Annotated in this window: 18 protein-coding genes; 15 read left to right on the top strand and 3 right to left on the bottom strand. The window is 63.4% G+C overall.

Translation table 11 applies throughout. The features are described from left to right. Positions 1–15 precede the first annotated feature (15 nt). The 12 genes from FVD38_RS11975 (at position 16) to FVD38_RS11915 (ending at position 12,255) form a co-directional block, all read left to right on the top strand. A complete protein-coding gene (locus FVD38_RS11975; protein WP_147935020.1) occupies positions 16–1,425 on the top strand; it encodes a type II and III secretion system protein family protein in 1,410 nt (469 codons plus the stop codon). Positions 1,426–1,438: 13 nt separating this feature from the next. Then, the gene (locus FVD38_RS11970; protein WP_147935019.1) at positions 1,439–3,139 is read left to right on the top strand and encodes a TadA family conjugal transfer-associated ATPase; all 1,701 of its coding nucleotides are present in this window, start codon (positions 1,439–1,441) and stop codon (positions 3,137–3,139) included. Continuing rightward, complete coding sequence (locus FVD38_RS11965; protein ID WP_147935018.1) at positions 3,136–3,987, top strand: type II secretion system F family protein; 852 nt, start codon at positions 3,136–3,138, stop codon at positions 3,985–3,987. The genes FVD38_RS11970 and FVD38_RS11965 overlap by 4 nt, the downstream gene beginning before the upstream one ends. 16 nt (positions 3,988–4,003) lie before the next feature. Continuing rightward, positions 4,004–4,891: a type II secretion system F family protein gene (locus tag FVD38_RS11960; RefSeq protein ID WP_147935017.1), complete on the top strand. Its 888-nt coding sequence runs from the start codon at positions 4,004–4,006 to the stop codon at positions 4,889–4,891. Positions 4,892–4,897: 6 nt separating this feature from the next. Further along, a complete protein-coding gene (locus FVD38_RS11955; RefSeq protein ID WP_229493603.1) occupies positions 4,898–5,254 on the top strand; it encodes a DUF192 domain-containing protein in 357 nt (118 codons plus the stop codon). After that, the gene (locus tag FVD38_RS11950) at positions 5,251–6,084 is read left to right on the top strand and encodes a TadE/TadG family type IV pilus assembly protein (protein ID WP_187271558.1); all 834 of its coding nucleotides are present in this window, start codon (positions 5,251–5,253) and stop codon (positions 6,082–6,084) included. Before FVD38_RS11955 ends, FVD38_RS11950 begins: the two co-directional genes overlap by 4 nt. Further along, positions 6,078–7,703 carry a polymorphic toxin-type HINT domain-containing protein gene (locus tag FVD38_RS11945; protein WP_147935015.1) on the top strand — a complete coding sequence of 542 codons (1,626 nt, stop codon included), beginning with the start codon at positions 6,078–6,080 and terminating at the stop codon, positions 7,701–7,703. Before FVD38_RS11950 ends, FVD38_RS11945 begins: the two co-directional genes overlap by 7 nt. After that, a complete protein-coding gene (locus FVD38_RS11940; RefSeq protein WP_229493601.1) occupies positions 7,700–9,022 on the top strand; it encodes a DUF6630 family protein in 1,323 nt (440 codons plus the stop codon). The genes FVD38_RS11945 and FVD38_RS11940 overlap by 4 nt, the downstream gene beginning before the upstream one ends. Positions 9,023–9,040: 18 nt before the next feature. After that, the gene (locus FVD38_RS11935; RefSeq protein ID WP_147935014.1) at positions 9,041–9,640 is read left to right on the top strand and encodes a DUF1444 domain-containing protein; all 600 of its coding nucleotides are present in this window, start codon (positions 9,041–9,043) and stop codon (positions 9,638–9,640) included. Between the two features lie 341 nt (positions 9,641–9,981). Continuing rightward, positions 9,982–10,464: a hypothetical protein gene (locus tag FVD38_RS11925; protein ID WP_229493600.1), complete on the top strand. Its 483-nt coding sequence runs from the start codon at positions 9,982–9,984 to the stop codon at positions 10,462–10,464. A 5-nt stretch (positions 10,465–10,469) separates the two neighbouring features. Further along, positions 10,470–10,979: a hypothetical protein gene (locus tag FVD38_RS11920; RefSeq protein ID WP_147935011.1), complete on the top strand. Its 510-nt coding sequence runs from the start codon at positions 10,470–10,472 to the stop codon at positions 10,977–10,979. 64 nt (positions 10,980–11,043) lie between these two features. Further along, positions 11,044–12,255: a hypothetical protein gene (locus tag FVD38_RS11915; protein ID WP_147935010.1), complete on the top strand. Its 1,212-nt coding sequence runs from the start codon at positions 11,044–11,046 to the stop codon at positions 12,253–12,255. Positions 12,256–12,325: 70 nt separating this feature from the next. Here the strand turns inward: FVD38_RS11915 and FVD38_RS11910 are convergent, their stop codons facing one another. The 3 genes from FVD38_RS11910 to FVD38_RS11900 form a co-directional block, all read right to left on the bottom strand. Then, positions 12,326–13,162: a hypothetical protein gene (locus FVD38_RS11910; protein ID WP_147935009.1), complete on the bottom strand. Its 837-nt coding sequence runs from the start codon at positions 13,160–13,162 to the stop codon at positions 12,326–12,328. 163 nt (positions 13,163–13,325) lie between these two features. After that, positions 13,326–13,787 carry a hypothetical protein gene (locus FVD38_RS11905; RefSeq protein ID WP_147935008.1) on the bottom strand — a complete coding sequence of 154 codons (462 nt, stop codon included), beginning with the start codon at positions 13,785–13,787 and terminating at the stop codon, positions 13,326–13,328. Between the two features lie 101 nt (positions 13,788–13,888). Further along, complete coding sequence (locus tag FVD38_RS11900) at positions 13,889–14,566, bottom strand: hypothetical protein (RefSeq protein WP_147935007.1); 678 nt, start codon at positions 14,564–14,566, stop codon at positions 13,889–13,891. Positions 14,567–14,800: 234 nt separating this feature from the next. Between FVD38_RS11900 and FVD38_RS11895 the strand changes: the two genes are divergently transcribed. From FVD38_RS11895 to FVD38_RS11885, 3 genes are all read left to right on the top strand, one after another. Further along, complete coding sequence (locus FVD38_RS11895; RefSeq protein WP_147935006.1) at positions 14,801–16,081, top strand: sensor histidine kinase; 1,281 nt, start codon at positions 14,801–14,803, stop codon at positions 16,079–16,081. Continuing rightward, positions 16,071–16,853, top strand: coding sequence for a LytR/AlgR family response regulator transcription factor (locus FVD38_RS11890; RefSeq protein ID WP_147935005.1), 783 nt, complete (start codon positions 16,071–16,073; stop codon positions 16,851–16,853). Before FVD38_RS11895 ends, FVD38_RS11890 begins: the two co-directional genes overlap by 11 nt. Before the next feature lie 105 nt (positions 16,854–16,958). After that, entirely contained in the window at positions 16,959–18,260 is a 1,302-nt protein-coding gene (locus tag FVD38_RS11885) for an NAD(P)/FAD-dependent oxidoreductase (protein ID WP_147935004.1), read from the top strand. Positions 18,261–18,383 lie beyond the last annotated feature (123 nt).

The raw sequence follows: 18,383 nt of genomic DNA, 5'->3' as shown, positions 1-18,383 counted from the left end.
AGAAAAACAATCATCATGCTCAAGCCGTCTTTCGTACTTGCCCTGCTTGTCATCGCCTTCGCGCTGCCCCACACTGCGCATGCCGAAGGCGCGCCCGCGCCCGCACGGACGCGCGACGCCGCTCCCGGCATCACCTACCACCAGAGCAAACCGATCACGATCGTGGCCGGCGAGATCGCGATGCTGCCGATCCGCGGCAAGATCGTGCGCCTGGCGCTGGGCAGCGGCGACATCCTGTCGACCACCACGGTCGACGCCAACCTGCTCCTGATCGCCGAACAGGTCGGCACCACCAGCCTGCTGGTATGGACCAGGGACGAAGTGCATTCCTACCGGGTGCACGTGGTGCCGAAGGACCTGGCCGAGACGCGCGCCAAGATCGACCTGCTCACGCGCGACCTGAACGGCGTGAAGGTAGAGACGCTGGGCAACGAGATCGTGCTGACCGGCGTGGCCCACCGCGACGCGCTGGCCAGGCTGGGGGCCGGCCTGCGCGGCGTGCCGGGCGTGGTGCTCAACGTGAAGGAAGACCAGGGCAGCGCCTTCACCCGCTCGGTGCTGTTCCGGCTGCACTTCGTGGAGGTCAGGCGCTCGCTGCTCGAATCGATCGGCATCAACTGGGCCAAGAGCGCCAACGGCCCCACCGCTGGCTATATCGGCATCGCCACCGACAAGGGAGTGTACGACCCGCCGCGCGCCTACACGCCCGAGGACGACCTGCTGTCGCCGATACCGCCCTTCGTGACCCGCAATGGCAGCAAGGGCGGCCACTTCCTGGGGCTGGCGACCTCGCTGACGTCGCGCCTGAACCTGGGCGTGTCCAGCGGCGACGTGCAGGTGCTGGCCTCGCCCGAGCTGACCGCGAAAAGCGGCGGTAAGGCGCGCCTCCAGGTGGGTGGCGAAGTGCCGATTCCGCTCGCCGGGGCGTTCGGCTCCACCACCGTGGAATTCAAGCCCTACGGGATCATCCTGCAGATCGAGCCGCAGATCGACGCCGACGGCATCATCACCGCCAAGGTCTCGACCGAGCTGTCGCAGATCGATCCGGCGGTGACCGTGGCCGGCGTCCCCGGCTTCCTGACCCGCAATACCAACACCGAAATCAGCGTCAAGGAGGGCGAGATGGTGGCCCTGTCGGGCCTCGTCAACAGCGAAATGGCGAACGCGGTCGATCGCGTGCCGGGCATCAGCCGCATCCCGATCCTGGGCCGGTTGTTCCGCTCGGACGACTTCCGCAACAGCAAATCCGAGCTGGTGGTGCTGCTCGAACCCGAGATCATCGCGCCTGGCGACGGACTGGCGCAGCAGTTGCGCGAACGCGGTAAAGCGAACAAGAAGGGCTTCGAGGACCAGGTGCTGGAACTGCAGCGCAAGGAGTCCCAGACTCCCATCCCCGATTCGTCCCTCGACTTCTATCGGAACTAAAATCGGAGTTTGCATGATACGCATCCAGGTATTTCGGCGCGCCCAGTTGGTGGCGGAAGCGACCAGCAAGGGAGCCAGCTGCTTCCTCGGCAAGGAAGCCGGCAGCCTCATCGTGCTGCAGGGCTGGCGCGTGGGACGTCGCCAGCTCGAGTTCGCGTTGGGCGAGGAAGGGCTGTTCGTCAGGGACGGCGGCGGCATGGCGCCGCTCAAGGTCAACGGCAAGGAGGTCAATGAATACGGACCGCTGGCCAGCAACGATACCATCGAGCTGGCCGACTACCGGATCATGGCGCACGTGTCCGAAGAGGCGCGACCTCATCCGGCGCCGGCGCCGCTTCCGGTGACGGCGCTGCCGCATGCAGCGGCGGCGGCGCGCCAGCCGCAGCCTGAGCCGAGCGCGAACCCGCTGGAGCGTCCCGAAGGCATCGCCATGCGCGGCCAGTTGCACCGCATGCTGATCGCCGCCATGGACCTGCGCCGTGTCAACGTGGCGCGCATGGCCGACGCCGAGCTGCGCTCCACCGTGCAGAAGCTGATCGAGGAACTGATCGACACCGACAGCGCCTTCGAGTCGATGCGCGAGCAGCGTGCGGCGCTGTGCGACGTCGTGCTCAATGAGGTGGTGGGCCTGGGCCCGCTGGAGTCGCTGCTGGCGGACGACGAGGTGAGCGAGGTGATGGTCAACCGCCACAACGACGTGTTCGTCGAACGGGCAGGGCGCCTGGAGCGATCGAACATCTCGTTCTCCAACGACGCGGCGGTGATTTCGGCAATCGAACGCATCGTCTCGCCGCTCGGACGCCGCATCGACGAGAGTTCGCCGATGGTCGACGCGCGCCTGAAGGACGGTTCGCGCGTGAATGCCATCATCCCGCCGCTGGCGATTCGCGGGCCGAGCATCACCATCCGCAAGTTCGCGCGCAACAAGCTGGTGGGCGAGGACCTGATCCGCTTCGGCGCCATCAGCGCCGAGATGATCGCCTTTCTGCAAGTGGCGGTGAAGCTGCGCGCCAACATCGTGGTGTCGGGCGGCACCGGCTCGGGCAAGACCACCTTGCTCAACGTGCTGTCCAACTTCATCCCGGACGACGAGCGCATCGTGACGGTGGAAGACGCCGCCGAGCTGCAGCTGAACCAGCCCAACCTGGTGTCGCTCGAAGCGCGGCCCGCCAATATCGAGGGCCGCGGCGCGGTCACCATCCGCGACCTGGTAAAGAACTGCCTGCGCATGCGCCCCGACCGCATCATCGTGGGCGAGTGCCGCGGCGGCGAAGCGCTCGACATGCTGCAGGCGATGAACACGGGCCACGATGGCTCGCTCACCACGGCCCACGCCAACAGCCCGCGCGACTGCCTGTCGCGGCTCGAGGTGATGACCCTGATGAGCGGCCTGGAGATCCCGATGCAGGCGATCCGCGAGCAGGTGGCGTCGGCGGTGGACCTGATCGTCCAGCAGACCCGCTTTTCCTGCGGCAGCCGCAAGGTGACGTATATCAGCGAGGTGACCGGCATCGAGGGCAACCTGATCCAGCTGCAGGACATTTTCCAGTTCGAGCAGGACGGATTCGACGCCAACGGCAAGGTGTGCGGACGCCTGGTACCCACCGGGCACATACCGGACTTCTACCAGGACCTGATGCGGCGCGGGATGCCGGTGGACGTTTCCATCTTCCGGCGCGACAGCGTGCCGATGAAGCGGGTGCATCCGGCATGAACGAGCGCACCTTCATCATCGCCGCGATCTTCTTCGCCATGCTGGCGCTGGCCTGGCTGGCGCTGCACTTCGGCAGCCGCTGGTTCCGCACGCGCCAGGCCGAGGTGGCGATCAGCGCCAGGGCCGACCTGGAGAGCATGTTCATCTTTACCGACGAGCGCCGCATCATGGTGATCAACCTGTCGGTGCTGATCGTCCTGCCTTTGGCGGCCTGGGTCGTGAGCGGCAACCTGGTATTCGTGCTGATGTCCGTCGCGCTGGCCTTCGTCGCTCCGCGCCTGGTGGTGGCCCACATCGCCCGGCGCCGGCTGCGGCAGTTCGAGCAGCAACTGCCCGACGCCCTGATGATGATCACCGGCGCCCTGCGCGCGGGCGCCAGCCTGCCGCTCGCCCTCGACAGCGTGGCCAGCGAAGGCAAGCCGCCGATTTCGCAGGAGTTCGCGTTGCTGCTGCGCGAGATGCGCCTGGGCGTCGACTTTGCCGTGGCCCTGGAATCGATGGAAAAGCGGGTGCCGCTGGAAGACCTGGCGCTGGTCACGGCCGGCATGGCGCTGTCGCGCGAGGTCGGGGCCAACCTGGCGGCGACGCTCGAATCGATCGCCAGAACCATCCGCGCCAAGCTGCAAATGGAAGGCAAGATCAGGAGCCTGACCGCGCAGGGCAAGATGCAGGGCCTGGTCATGGCGGGCCTGCCGGTGATGCTGGTGGCGGTGTTGAACGTGATGGAGCCGGAAGCCATGGCGCCGCTGTTCAACGCCTGGTACGGCTGGGTGACGCTGGGCGTGATGGTGGTGACGATCCTGGTCGGCTACCACTTCATCCGCCGCATCACGACCATCGACGTCTGAACGGGAAGCCGCGACCATGAACCCATTCGTCATTGCTCTGCTGGTCGGCGCCGCCTTCGTGCTGCTGGCCGCCGCCCTGATCCACGGCGCGGTACGCCTGAAGGAAGACGTGCCCGAGGAAGACCGCGCCTACCTCGACCCCTTGCCGCGGCCATTGCGCCTGCTGTGGCCCGTGGTCCGCCTGGTCGATTACCACCTGTGCCGGAACATACCGAAGTCCCTGCTGGCCGGCCCGGGCGAGACGCTGCGGCTGTCCGGCATGCTCTACCTGATGAACCCGACGCAGTTCATCGCCCTGTGCCTGGTCAGCCTGACGCTGTTTTCCGGGTTCACTGCGCTGGTGCTGTCGATGGCGGGCCTGTTCAACCCGTTCTGGGTCATCGCCCTCGCGGGCCTGGGCTTCATCTATCCGCGCATCTGGCTCAAGGAGACGCTCAAGCGGCGCCAGAAGTTGATCGTCAAGGCGCTGCCGGCCTACCTCGACTTTCTGACGATGTCGGTGGAAGCAGGCCTGAACATGGCCGGGGCGATCGCCCAGGCGGTCGACAAGGGACCGGCCGGCCCGCTCAAGAACGAGTTCGCCTTCGTGCTGCGCGACCTGCGCGCCGGCCTGACCCGCGCGGACGCGCTGCGCCGCATGGACGCGCGCGTGCGCATCCCGCAGGTGTCGAGCTTCATCAGCGCCGTGATCCAGGCCGAGCGCATGGGCGCCAGCCTGGGCGCGACCTTCCGCGCGCAGTCCGAACAGCGGCGCGTCGAGCGCTTCCAGCTGGCCGAGAAGCTGGCGATGGAGGCGCCCGTCAAGCTGATCTTCCCGCTGGTCGTCTTCATCTTCCCCGTGACCTTCCTGGTGCTGATGTTCCCGATCGCGATGAAGTTCATGGCGTCGGGCATCAAGTTCTGAATTGCCATGCTCAAGACCATCCCGATCCAGTTCGAAACCGCCTCCACGCCGCGCCGGCTCGACGTGATGATAGCCACGACCGTGCTGGCGCGGATGCGCGGCCTGCTGGCGCGTCCGCCGTTGCGGGCCCACGAAGCCCTGTACATCAGCCCATGCAATATGGTGCATACGATCGGCATGGGCTATGCCATCGACGTCGTCTTCCTGCGCCGCGACGGCCTGGTGCTGAAGGTCGCCGGCGGTGTGCAGCCGCGCCGCATGCGCGGCCACTGGCGCGCCGCCGCGGTGCTGGAGCTGGCCGCGGGCGAAGCCGCGCGCTGCGCCATCGCACCGGGCGTGCGCCTGCCGCTGGAGGCCCCGTGAACGCGCGCCAGCTTGGACAGGCCGGTGTCGAGCTGCTGGTGGTGCTGCCGGTGCTGGTGGTGATGCTGTTCGGGACAATACAGCTCGGCCTGATGTACCAGGCGCGCGCGACGCTCAACTACGCCACCATGCTGGCCGCGCGCGCCGGCGCGCTGCACAACGGCGACCACGGCGCCATGCGCAATGCGCTCGCGCGCGGCCTGACCCCGCTGTTCGCACACCAGGCCAGCTCCGCCGGCTACGCCGAAGCGCTGGCCAAGGCCAATCTGGAGACGGCGACCGCCAGCAATATCACCGACATCGAGGTGCTCAACCCCACCGGCGCCGCGCTTGCCGACTTCGGCCGCGCGCGGCTGGATGGCGAGGATGGGCGCGAGCTGCCCAACGACACGCTGCATTACCGCACCACGGCCGCGGGCAGCAGCTCGCAGCTGTCGGTGCAGGACGCGAACCTGCTGCACGTGCGCGTGACCTACTGCTTCCGCCTGGTCGTGCCGGTGATCGACCGCATGCTGCATTCGGCGGTGAATGCGGTGTCGGCGGCCACTGAAGGGAGTGGCATGCAAAACCCGTTCGGCATCGGCCCGACGCCGGGGATGGATGCGCCCTGTTCGGCGCCGGGTGTGCGCGGACCGCGGGTGCAGATTCGGAGCGAGGCGATCCTGCGCATGCAGTCGGCTTTTCATGAAGAGAACCTGGGGGGCGGATCGGGGACGCCTCCCGATACGGGCGCGCCGGGTGATCCGAATGAGCCGGGCGGACCTTTTGAACCGATCGATCCTACCGACCCGACCGACCCGGAAGATCCGCCAGGAGGCCCTACATGTTAGGCAAGATGAGATTGGCGCTCGGCAGGTGCGTGCTGCTGTTCATTGTGGCGGTCATGCTGTGCGTGGCGCCTGTTGGCGCGGCATTGGGGCAGATACCGTTGCCCGGAAATGGTGGCGGAGGCGGAATGACGCCTGTTCCGCCAGGCTCTGGCGGCGGCATCAAGCTGATTTGCGATATGCCCGGGACTTGCCCGACAAAGCAGGCACGTGAAGAGTACGCTAAGAAGAACAACTGCCAGTTTCCCGAGGACGTGTGCGAGAAGCCGAGTGCCGACGATGACCACAAAGGTGCCAATGAGCGTGACAAGGGATTCTGGGGCTCACTGTGGGATAGCGTTAAGGGTTCGGTCACTTACGGGTACGAGTTCGTTAAAGGGGTAGTTGCGGGGCTCAAGGGCCAGATCGCGGACCTGTGGAATATGGTGACCAATCCGGGCGAGGTCATTTCAGGTCTGGTTGAACTGGGCAAGTCCTTCTTTAACGATCCGAAGGGAACGATGCAAGCGCTTGGCCAGATGCTCGGTCAGGAGGCGGTCGATACCTTCACACGCGCAACTCAGTGCGGTGCCTACGACTTGGGGAAGGTAATCGGTAGTTATGTCAGTCCGGCGTTTGGACTCAAGCTGGCAACTAACTTGACCAAGTTCTCGGGCAAGCTCGGCGATGCTGCTAAGGCGTTGCGCAAGGAGTACGGTTGCGCCAGCTTTGTGGCGGGTACGCTGGTGCTTACTGCTGAGGGATTCAAGTCCATTGAGTCGATCGTTGTGGGGCAGCACGTTGGATCACGCAACGAGAATAGTTTCGCCGACCGGCCGCAAGTTGTTACCGATGTATTCGGCCGGGTGGCGCCCAGCTATCGGCGGCTCGCGACACAGTTAGAGACGTTTGAGATCACTGAAGAGCATCCTCTGTGGCAGCAGGGGAAAGGATGGGTCGAAGCTGGCAAGCTGGTACCTGGCGATGTCATCGCGAGCGCGCAAGGCGACACGGTCGTCGTCGCCAACGACATAGTTCAGCATCCCCGTAAGGTCTACAATTTCAGCGTTGCCCACACGCACAGCTATTTCGTGGGTGCTCAACAGATATGGGTTCACAATGCTGGGCCGTGCAGTATCGAACTTCATACGAAGGCTTGGGACAAGCTGTCGCCTAAAGAAAAGGGTTACCGGGGCGAGCGTGAGGTTTTCATTGACCTTTTGGCAAAAGGTTATGAGCCTGTTGGGAAATCGTTCGATCCGCGTGGTATGAGTCCTGACGACGCCTTCAAGGCTTGGGACGGCCAGACAGGGATTGATGGTATCTACAAAGACAAGAATGGAAATTATGTGATTATCGAATCAAAAGCGACCGGCGGAACGAAAAAAGCGGATCCCGAAGGTTGCGTTGACAGGTTATGCACGGTGAAAAGTGGTGCGCGGCAAATGAGTAACGAATGGTTGCAGGACCGTATCGATGGCCTGATTGACGATCCAGCAGAGGCTCAGAAAATAAAAAACCTCGTTGCCGCAAACAGGGTAAAAAAAGTTTACGCGTTAACTGACGAGAAGGGAACGTCTTATCATGAAATTACGAATAATGGCAATCGAGACGTAGAGATAGGCAAGAAATGGAATCCATGACTAATCAGAAGGAAATGCGTGACCCGCTTGGTAATTTGGGGCGCTATCGAAAAGAAATTGGTGAAATAATTCAGCAAGAAGAATTTATTTCTTCCCTTGTGCCAGAATCGTTGGAGGAGGAGGCCTGGTTTAAGTTGCAGGCCGTGGCTACCACGTTAAGGCTTGTTGTGCGTAAATATGGTGCCGGTGATACGGTAGAATCGATCAAGGGTTTGATCCTTGATCGTGCCAATTTAATGGCCGAGAATAGCGAATTCATACGGATTAATGGTAGAGCTGAACAGAGAAATTATTCGACGATTGAGGCGATAAATCGGGCAGATGCAGCTTTTGTGGGCATCGCCCTGCTATTCGTCGAGTCATCGGAATATCTGTCAGTGTTTCAAAAATTCCTGCCTGTCGATTTCGAGAAGAGGAGCTATGTTATTGATCTGCTGGTGAAAGCGTTTATTCCGGATCACGCTCTCGCAAAAAAATATAAGACGGACAAGTACGCGGCGGCCTGGATGGATCCGTTTTTGCGTGCACTTGCTGCCGATGCGGACCATCGTAACGAGGCATTGGCAGCCTATATGAAAAACTGGTGTCGCATGATGCGCCCTTGGGGATGGAAGCCTGATCTTGATACTGCGCCAGGCAAGGATCGCTTGTTCTGCGACTTTGCATTTGAGGTTGCGCTGGCGGTGTGCGCGTATGATATCGACGACAGCATGTTCAATGACCATCCTTACTATCCTCGCGATCTGGTCGATTACTACCGAATGCATGTGCGCCACACTCGCGATGCGTGGCGACCCATAGCTGCCGGGCCCGGAGTACAGATCATTGCTCCGCCGCCACCGAAAAAAGCTGACCTCGCGAAAACCAAACGCAAAGGCATAGCACGCTGGATCGAACTGGTCTGCGACGGCAACGTGGATGCAACCGAGTCGGTTCTGGAAGTGATAGGAAAACCACGCAAACTCGATGATATCCATGAACTGATGGAAGCACTGAGCGAAGCTGGTCAAGCCGTTCACGGTGATATCAAGGACGACGAAACGGTCTTGATTCAAGCATCCAATGTGGCCGAAGATCGGGCGCTCGGCGGATTCGATGGTCCAGCGGGACCACCTTCTGGACCGGCCCGCTGCAGTGCGGGGTTGCTTGCCTTCTCGTCCTGGCTGGAAGCGCGCGGCTACCGCCTGGTCGACCTCGACAACGACGACGACGCCTGGCATGCCGTCGTCGTCAAGGCCGACTACCACGCCGAACTCATCGAACTGAGCAACACCCTGAAAATCCGCACCCGCACGCCCGCAGCCGTCTACAACGATTAACCAGCATAAGGACTCGCCATGTTTGGACTGTTCAAGAAGAAAGCACCCGCCCAAGCCGCACTGCCGGCCTTGCGCGCCGACCAGCTGCAGCCCCGCCTCAAGCACATCAATTTCTTGCGGGCGCTGCAGGCCGCGGGCGTGCCGCCCGAGCAGCAACCGAGTCACGCACCGCTGTGCGGCGAGCTGATCGTCACTTATGCTTTCGATTTGCCCGACAGTTTCATGATGGCCACCCCGAAGCTGGTCGAGAGCGTCGCTGTCTCTGCGACCGCGCTTCCCGGAATCGCACGGGCCAATCTCGAGCGTGCCTTGCCGCAGCCGAAGTTTTTTGCCAAGGACGGTTGCAAGGTCGCCGTGACCGGGGAAGACCTGGAAGCGACCTTGCTGCTCGTGGATGGCTTGTGGGACGCCATGGCGTCGCAGGTGCGTGGCGACATCCTGGTCAGCGCGCCGCGCCGCGACCGCATCCTGATGTGCGACAGCGCCGACCCGAATGCGGTAGTGACCCTGCGCGAGCAGGCGCAGCAGTTCTTTGACGAGCACAACGATGCGCACCGGCTGTCGACCCAGGTGATGGTGCGGCGCAGCGGCAGCTGGGCGCTGTTCGACGGTCAATAACGAGGAGTCGGGATGTCGTTGAGCTTTGTACTTGGAAATCTGCTTGGCCGGGCCTTGGTCAGTTATGTCCTGGTCTGGGTCGCATGCTTCCTGGCGAGCCGTTTCGACTGGCGGCTCGCTTTCACTCGCAGCCGGCGCTGGTACAGCATACTCGCCGTCGTCGTCCTGACCTTGCTGGGAATGGGCGGGGCGATCGTGCGATCGGGGGGAGGGCAATGAGGCCGCGCCGCCGTCTCGCGCTCGCGGGCAGTCATGCACTTCTGCTGGGCTGGCTGCTGCCATTTTCCGGTGCCCGTGCCCAGACTCGTGGTACGAATGGCAGGCCACCCGAGCTGCGGCACATGCAGATCTTTCATGTGCAGGAGCTCGGACTCGAGGTCTGGGTGGAGAACCAGCCGCCGTGGGAAACACGCTTGTCGAACGAGACCGGCCGCCCCACCTTCGTGGCCGAAAGCCCGCCGAATTATCACCCGCCAACCGTCATCACCTACGCAAGCTGGCCGGAAGAAAAGGTGCCTGCGGAGGGAATGCACCAGATGGCGGGCGCCGCGATCCGGCGCGCCAGCGAAAACTTCGGCGTGAGCCGCGAGCGCAGCCTCGCCATTCCGGTCAGACTAGCCCGGTATGGTGACATCCAGGGTTACGAGGGCTGGTTCACAGGCAAGGCCGACGGCGTGGCGATGGACGTCTCGGTGTTCGTCGGGCAGGCGCCCGGCAAGTTCCCGGTCGTGTTCAACGTTTACACCACCAGGGGCAAGCTGCCCAACCTGACTGAGGTGCTGCGCCGGGCCTGGACCAATGTCAAGTACCTACCGGCAGGCTGAATCAAATGATCAAGCGAGCTCCAGGCAGTTTTACCCGGGTGGCGATGTCGTGCGCAATGCTGCTGTGCATCTCGCCAGCCTTCGTGCAGGCACAGGCGATCGATGCGCCGCGCTATGTCAACGCCCAGGGCGTGGAAGTGATCCAGGGACGGCGCGCGGCGAGGCCGGCGCCGACGGCAGGCGTTGGCAGCGAGGATGGCAACGCGTCAGGGCCGGTAAGCAGAGCCCTGGCGATCCCGAAGAGCGCTGAGCCGGCTCGAGCCACGGCTGCAGGCTACCAGATCGCAGCTGGCGAGCAGCAACAGCGCGACCGCGACCGGCTAAGTATTCTTGAACAAGAGATGCACGCCGAAAATGTGGCGCTCGAGTCGAAGATCCGCGTTCTGCAAGATCCCGCTATGCGCGCCAAGCTCGACGCAGAGCAGTTCAAGCGTCTTCAAGAGACAACCCTGGCACACGAGAAGAATATTCGCGCTTTGCATTCTGAAATCGCGCGGGTGAAAAAGAACAGGTGATCGGCGCTAGCGCCATCCTTCCTTGGCCATCTCATTCAAGCTCGATAATTCGGTTGGAGTGTTCGTGCAAACGGTTAAAATGTTTCTCCGTGTCTATAACCGGCGTTTCAATTTTGGGCAGGCCGTGGAGGCGGTGCGCAGCTTTCTGCTGGCACTGAAAGAAGTGCATCCTGAGCTCACGTACTGGGACGTACTTGGAAAGAAGCGGTTCGAGCCGCTGCGGCACGACCTCGGTAATTTGTCCGAAACGCTGCGCGCCGCTGATAAGCCCAAGAAAAAATATCGCCACGAAGTCAGTGCACTCGATGCGGACGGTAACCTGACCGATGCGTCGACCGCGCGGTTTGGCTTCACGTTCTCTCTGTTTTCTGCCGGCGCCAAATCCCGCGGTGGTATGGAATATTCGCGCCCCGAACCGGTCGAGCTGAGTTTCTACCTTGGTGAGGACAATGCTTCCTCGCGGGTGTCCATGAACTTCCCACCAGGGGAGCAGGCTTTCCTGAATGGGCAAGCCATGCGTGCAATCGTCGAGGTAGCGATCCAGTCCTGGGACCCGGACAATCTGGAAGTCTGGCCGGCTGATTTTTACAGGGCTGCTGTCAGTAATCACGAGATCCCGCGCATGGTGCGGGCAGGCTGGTTCAACTATCTGCGTCACCCGCTCATCGTGCCCTGTCTGCCGGAGACGCTTCCATACGCCGCCACGCGGCTGGACGACGACCGCATCCTCCTGTGCCTGGGCGACGCGGTGCCCGAGTCCCACAATCAGGTTCAGGTCGCGCAAGGGGCGGCCATGCAGGCTGTCTTCGACCAATTCCATCTCAACGAACGGCATGTGCTGGCCGGATTGCCGCTCGATGCGGAAGAGCAGGCCTACCTTGAGCAGGTGACGAGCGCACCGGCGGACCGCGGATATGCAGTTGCATTCACCGTGTTCGACGGCTACGATGCCGAGCGCGGAGTCCTGCTCTATGCGCGGCTGTTCAAGAGGATCTTGGGAGGCTATCCGTTCAATCTGCTTCCGCACATGCGCGACGACGCGCCGCTGATTGGTGGCCTGTTCTTCGTCGCCCAGGCGCGGCAGCAGCTCGCGGCGCTCGACCATGCAAGGGCATCTCAGCCTATCGAGTGGCACGTTGCTGACGCCGAGTTAGCGCGTACGCTTACCATGTTGCTGAACGACTGGCTGCAGATTCCGCCTGCCCGGCTGACGGTGCACTACACTCCGTTCCTCGGCGGACTTGCAGATGAATCCGAAAGCAAATCGATGTCCTGATTTTTTTGCTCATCTGTTCGGCCGTGCTTAATTCTGAGATCGCTCGCGCGACAAGGATGCGCCGACCGAGTTATTGCATCATTTCGGTCTGGGTAATCGGAGGCAGCGAGCCGGGACTATTTGCCAATTTCAGGCAGTCCCCGGCTTCCGGTGACTTCCTGGGCAAGATCGCCAGATCCCCCGTCACCCAGGTCTGAAGTTTGCCGTTCTCTTCGTCCGCGAGCGAGAGCGTCAGCTTCGCATCCTCGTGGTTGCTGCGTGCCAGCATGACGATGGCGGCGCGGTCCAGGTCCTTTTCCTGCGATTGCACCCAGTCGCGGTGGGCCTTCCTTACCTTGCTGCGCACTTTGGGGAAGCGCTGCTCACAGATCGACAGGAATTCGGTCAGCAAATCCTTGCGCGCCATGATGCGCACGAGCCGCTCCTCGTGTGCCGACATCGGCTTCGCCGGCTCCTGCGCCGCGAGCATGTATGCCCGCTGGCGGTCCTTGGAGTTCATCGGATTGTCGCGGGCCTGCTGGACCTTCGCCAAAAAGACCCTCGCATCGCCGGGTTTGCCGTTGACACTGCCGATGACTTCACCCTTTGAATAGATCAGCTGCTCGGGCAGCCCGAAAGGTTTCTCGACCTTTCCGAAATCGGGGAATTGGTGCCAGACCGGCCACTGGACGCGGGCGAACTTCACACTCGGATCCTTGGCAGGCGCGACCGCACGCGCGTACGCGTCCGCAGCGCCAGGACAGTATCTGCATTTCCGATCGGCGGAAGTGAACTGGACCACCACGGTCTCATGCGCAGCCAGGTAGGCGGCCAGTTCCTGCGGTTTCAGATCCTTCACCGGGGCTGCCTGGACGGCATGGGATGTGAGCAGGACTGCCAGAAGTAGTGCAGAGTTAAAAGCGGTCATTGGAACTTCGCTGGCTTCATGGACAATCCGGATTGTCTGGCAATGCGAATGACTTCGCAAATCGCTGTGCATGAAAAGGCAAAGTCAGCCCTAATGATCGACGAGCGGTAGACGATCACGACCACGTCCGACTCAGCTGTTCTCGTCAATCATTCTTGTTCAATCATGGCTGTGGATAGGAAGGCAGCATGTCCAATTTGTTCGCCAGATTGAGGCAGTCGCTTGCCTTCGGCGGGGCGTCGCGCAGCATGCCCAGGTCGTTCCGTGCCCACCCCTGCAGCTTCTGATGCTCTTCGCCCAGCAGCCGGGTCGCTAGTTTCGCGTCCTCGCGGCTGGTGTGGGTCAGCATGACAATCGCCGCCTTGTCCAGATCCTGCTTCTGGGCCTGAACCCAGGCATCATGCGGCTTCTGCATCTCGTCCCGCGTCGCCGGATACATCTTGCCGCAAACCGAGATGAACTCGTCCACGATATCCTTGCGCGCCTGGATCCTGATCAGCCGCTCATCCTGCGCGGAAAGCTGGGCAGCTGGCGCTTGCGGCGCTGCCTCCTGCATTGGGGCGGCCTGAACAGCGTGGCAGCTCAGTGAAACAGCCAGGAAAAATCCATATTTGAACGCGGTCATGGGAACTCGGCGGCTTAATGATCAACCTGCATTGTTCAGCATCGAACATGCTGATGCAAACCGCCCTGCATAAGCGCGCAAACTACCCCATCGGCTGCCGCTCAAAAGCTGTAAGAGACGCTGGCGCGCAGCACCGGGAAGAACTTGTAGTCCGACAGTTCTTCGCTCAGGCGCGCTTCTTCGTGCGCGACGTCGGTCGCCAGCACGGTGCAGGTCACGCGCGAGCTGGTGCAGCCGCGGCTGACCAGGTTCACGTGCGCCTTGCCCTGGTAGAAGGTGCCGAGGTCGGCGCTGAAGTTCCAGCGCTGGTTCGGGGTGAGGGCGTTGCCCCAACCGATGCCGATATACGGCGCGGCCTTCTGGAAATCGACGTTCGCGTCCAGGTTGCCGACGTCGGCCGCGGTATAGCCGCGGCCATTGATCAGGTACTGGCCGTTGGCATTCGGACGGCCGCGGCCCTTGATCTCGTTGCCGTTGTAGAGGATGCCGCCGGTCAGCCGGAACGGGCTGTTGGCGATCACATACCAGTCGAACAGCACGTCGAAGGTCTGCAGCTTGCCCTTGGCGTCGTAGTTGATGCCGCCGGTGCGCTTGTCGAAATCGTGCTTGAGGTAATTGATGCCGAAACGACCGTTGAGATTGCTCTCCATGGGCACGACCAGGTGCACGCCGGCGCCGGTAGTGCCCAGCGTGGCGGTGACGGCGGCGCCGATCTCGGCGTGGGCGGAAGCGGCGGCCAGCGTGGCGGCCAGCGCGACAACGATGCGTTTCAGTACCATCTGTAAAACCCTTTGATCGGAAAGGCGAGATTGTAGCGGGCAGGGGTGGGGTAGGGCATGTCGGAAAATTGTAATGAAAGGTAGAAAGCGACAGTCTTTTCGTCCAAGCGCGTAGCGGCTCCATGCCGCCCGGCCCCGATTTCGTCGGCCCAGGCCCGACTCCGTCGCATAATGCTGTCTTGCAAGGAATGGTTTGTCTATGCTGGCCCCATTCTCACCATCCGAAAGCACATCATGTTTGCAAGCCTGTTCCACGTATTCCGCCTGTTGCTGGCCTGGCTGGCGGTTTATCTCGCCCTGGTCATCACCCTGAATGAGACCTGGCTCGATCGGGTCGACATCGACCTCGGACCCATCGGTCCGCTGTTCGGCTTCGCCCTGTGCGGCTGGGTGCTGCTGGAAGTGTTCTCGCATATGCGCCGGGTGCGCCTGGTGACTGGCCGCCTGGACGCCAGCACCCTGTCGAACCGCCAGCGGCGCCAGATCGAGATTCCGCTCGAAGCGGGCGAGGCCTTCGACATGATCGACGCCGCCATCCGCGAACTGCCCGGCGCCACCGTCGTCGACAGCGCACGCGACAGCCTGCAGGTGCGGGCCAAGGTCGCGCGCATCGACCCCTATGGCAAGGAGGCATCCCAGCTGTGGGGCCTGGAAGCCTTTGGTAACCGGCGCAACCAGATCCTGGCGACGGTGACGCCCAATGGCGACGTGGCCGGCAGCGTCACCCTGATCTGCGAGCCGGAGGCGCCGGCCTGGACCGACTGGTTCCTGGTCGACCACGGCACCAACCTCGAGAACGCCGAGGCCGTGGTGCGCGCCATCGCACGCCGCATCGCCGAGCGGCGCCGCGCCGAAGCGAATCAGGTGCGCGAGAGCGTGACCGAGAAGGAACTCACGGTGGCGCGCCTGAACCTGCTGCACGCCCAGGTCGAACCGCACTTTTTGTACAACACGCTGGCCAGCGCCCAGGTGCTCACCCGCAGCGACCCGGCGCGCGCCGACGCCATGCTGGGCAACCTGATCCAGTATCTGCGCCACTCGTTGCCTCGCACCGAGGATGCGCCGTCGACGCTGGGCGAAGAGCTGGAAAGGGCGCGCGCCTACCTCGACATCCTGGCCATCCGCATGGGGCCGCGCCTGGCGCTGCAGGTCGACGTGCCGGACGAGCTGCGCCGGCTGGTGTTCCCGCCGATGATGCTGCAGACCCTGGTCGAGAACGCGATCAAGCACGGGCTGGAGCCGAAACCGGGCGGCGGCACCGTCTGGATCCTGGCGCGGGCGGTGGGCGGTGAACATGCGCAGGCGGTGGCCGTGACTGTCGCCGACGATGGCCGCGGCTTCTCGAGCGAAGGCGCCGGCACCGGCATCGGCCTGCGCAATGTGCGCGAGCGCCTGCGCCTGGCCTACGGCAATGGCGCCAGCTTCGCCATCGTCGCCAACTTCCCGAGCGGGGTGGCGGCGACCATCACGGTGCCGCTGGCGCTGCAAGGAGCGGGAGGCCGCCATGCCGCCTGATTCCGTCACCTGCGTGGTTGCCGAAGACGAAGCGCTGCTGCGCGACGAACTGGTCAAGTTGCTGCTCGAGGCCTGGCCCGGGCTGGAGATCGTCGCCGTCTGCGAGGACGGCGGCAGCGCGCTGGAAGCCATCGAGACCCACCGGCCCGCGGTCGCCTTCCTCGACATCCGCATGCCGGGGCTGTCGGGCCTGGAAGTCGCGTCCAACATGCTGGCGGCGGGCCTGCGTACCGAAATCGTGTTCGTCACCGCCTACGACCAGTATGCGCTCGACGCCTTCGATCGCGGCGCGGTTGATTACCTGCTCAAGCCGGTGGCGCGCGAGCGCCTGAACGCTACCGTGGCGCGGGTGCGCGAGCGGCTGGCGCGCGGCGGCGTCGACGCCGCCCAACTGGCCGAGCTGCTGGCGCGGCTGCAGGTGGTGGCGCCGCCGGCGCCGCGCGCGCAGCCGCTGGTGTGGCTGACGGCGAGTCGCGGCAACGAGACGCGCCTGATTCTGGTCGACGACGTGTCGTATTTTCAGGCCGATTCCAAGTACACGGTGGTGATGACGGCCGAGGGGGAGTCGCTGCTGCGCAAACCCATCCGCGACCTGCTCGAGGTGCTCGACCCGACCATGTTCAAGCAGGTGCACCGCTCGACCATCGTCAACCTGCGCGCGGTGGCGGGCGTGGCGCGCGACGAAAGCGGGCGCGGCACGATCCGGCTCAGGAACCGGCCCGAGACGCTGACTGTCAGTCAGTCGTTCATGGGCTTGTTCCGTAATATGTAGTCAACAATATTGACACGCGCAACGTTATTCACGCCGCCATAGTAAAATCGACATTGTCCGAGGACCCGGCGCCGTTGCCGGGCAGGGCATTGTGAAGGAGGCAACTTGCGTAGCGATATCGTGATCGTGGGTGGCGGCGCCGGCGGACTCGAGCTGGCCTGCAAACTGGGCCGCAAACTGGGCCCATCCAAGGTGACGCTGGTCGACAGCCGCCTTTATCATATCTGGAAGCCGTCGCTGCACGAAGTCGCGGCCGGCACCCTGGACATCCACCAGGAAGGACTGTCGTACGCCATGCTGGCCCACGACAATGGATTCAATTTCGTGCTGGGCCCGATGACGGGGCTCGATGCCGCCGGCCAGGCGATCGAGATCGGCGCCGTGCGCGCCGCCAGCGACAATGAAGAAGTGCTGCCCGTGCGGCGCCTGGGCTATGGCTCGCTGGTGATGGCGATCGGCAGCACCTCGAATTATTTCGGCGTCCCGGGCGCCGAAGAGCACTCGATCTCGCTCAACGCGACCGAGGACGCCGAGCGCTTCCGCCTGCGCATGCTGCGCCTGATGCTGGCGGTCGAACAGCAGCGCGAAGAAGGCAAGGAAACCGGCCTGGACGTGGTCATCATCGGCGGCGGCGCCACCGGCGTCGAGCTGGCCGCCGAGCTGCGCGAAGCCTCGGGCGCCTATGCGCGCTATGGCTTCGCACGCATGGACGTCAAGCGCGACGTGCGCATCACCATCCTCGAAGGCGCGCCGCGCATCCTGGCGCCGCTGCCGGAACGGGTGTCGAACGCGGCGCACGACCTGCTCGGCAAGCGCGGCATCAATGTGGTGGCCGACTGCCGCGTCACCGCGATCGAGGCCGACAAGGTCATCGACGGCAAGGGCAATGTGTATCCGGCCGACCTGTGCGTATGGGCCGCCGGCATCCGCGCGCCCGAACTGCTGGCCACCCTGGGCTTGCCGACCGCGCGCGGCGGCGGGCTCGACGTCGACGCCAATCTGCGTGTCAAAGGCGTGCCGAATATCTGGGCGCTGGGCGACTGCGCCGTCTGCATCGACGGCAATGGCGCACCGGTGCCGCCGCGCGCCCAGGCCGCGCACCAGCAGGCCGATTACCTGGTGACGGCCTTCCTGCGCATGGACAAGGGCCAGGCGCCGCAGGACACGCCGTATGAGTACCGCGACTACGGTTCGCTGGTCTCGGTGGGGCAGAGCACCAGCGTCGGCAGCCTGATGGGTTCGCTGCGCGGGGCCAGCTGGTTCGTGCAGGGCGCGGTGGCGCGCACGATGTACGCCAGCCTGCACCTGATGCACCACCGGGCGGTGATGGGCATTACCCGCACCGCGCTGCTGGCGGTGGCGCGCTTCCTGATCCGGCGTAGTACGCCGCTGGTCAAGCTGCACTGACGGGGGAGTTGCCCCAGTACGTCGTTCCCGCGCAGGCGCACTGCTGTCCGGAATAATCTTCTTGATTTTTCCATCAGAATAGGCATCCCTGTTTGAGTGCCAAGTCCTCTCGATATCGACGCT

The organism is Massilia arenae (assembly GCF_008014745.1).
GTDB lineage: Bacteria > Pseudomonadota > Gammaproteobacteria > Burkholderiales > Burkholderiaceae_D > Telluria > Telluria arenae.
This window is presented reverse-complemented; position numbering and strand designations above follow the sequence as displayed.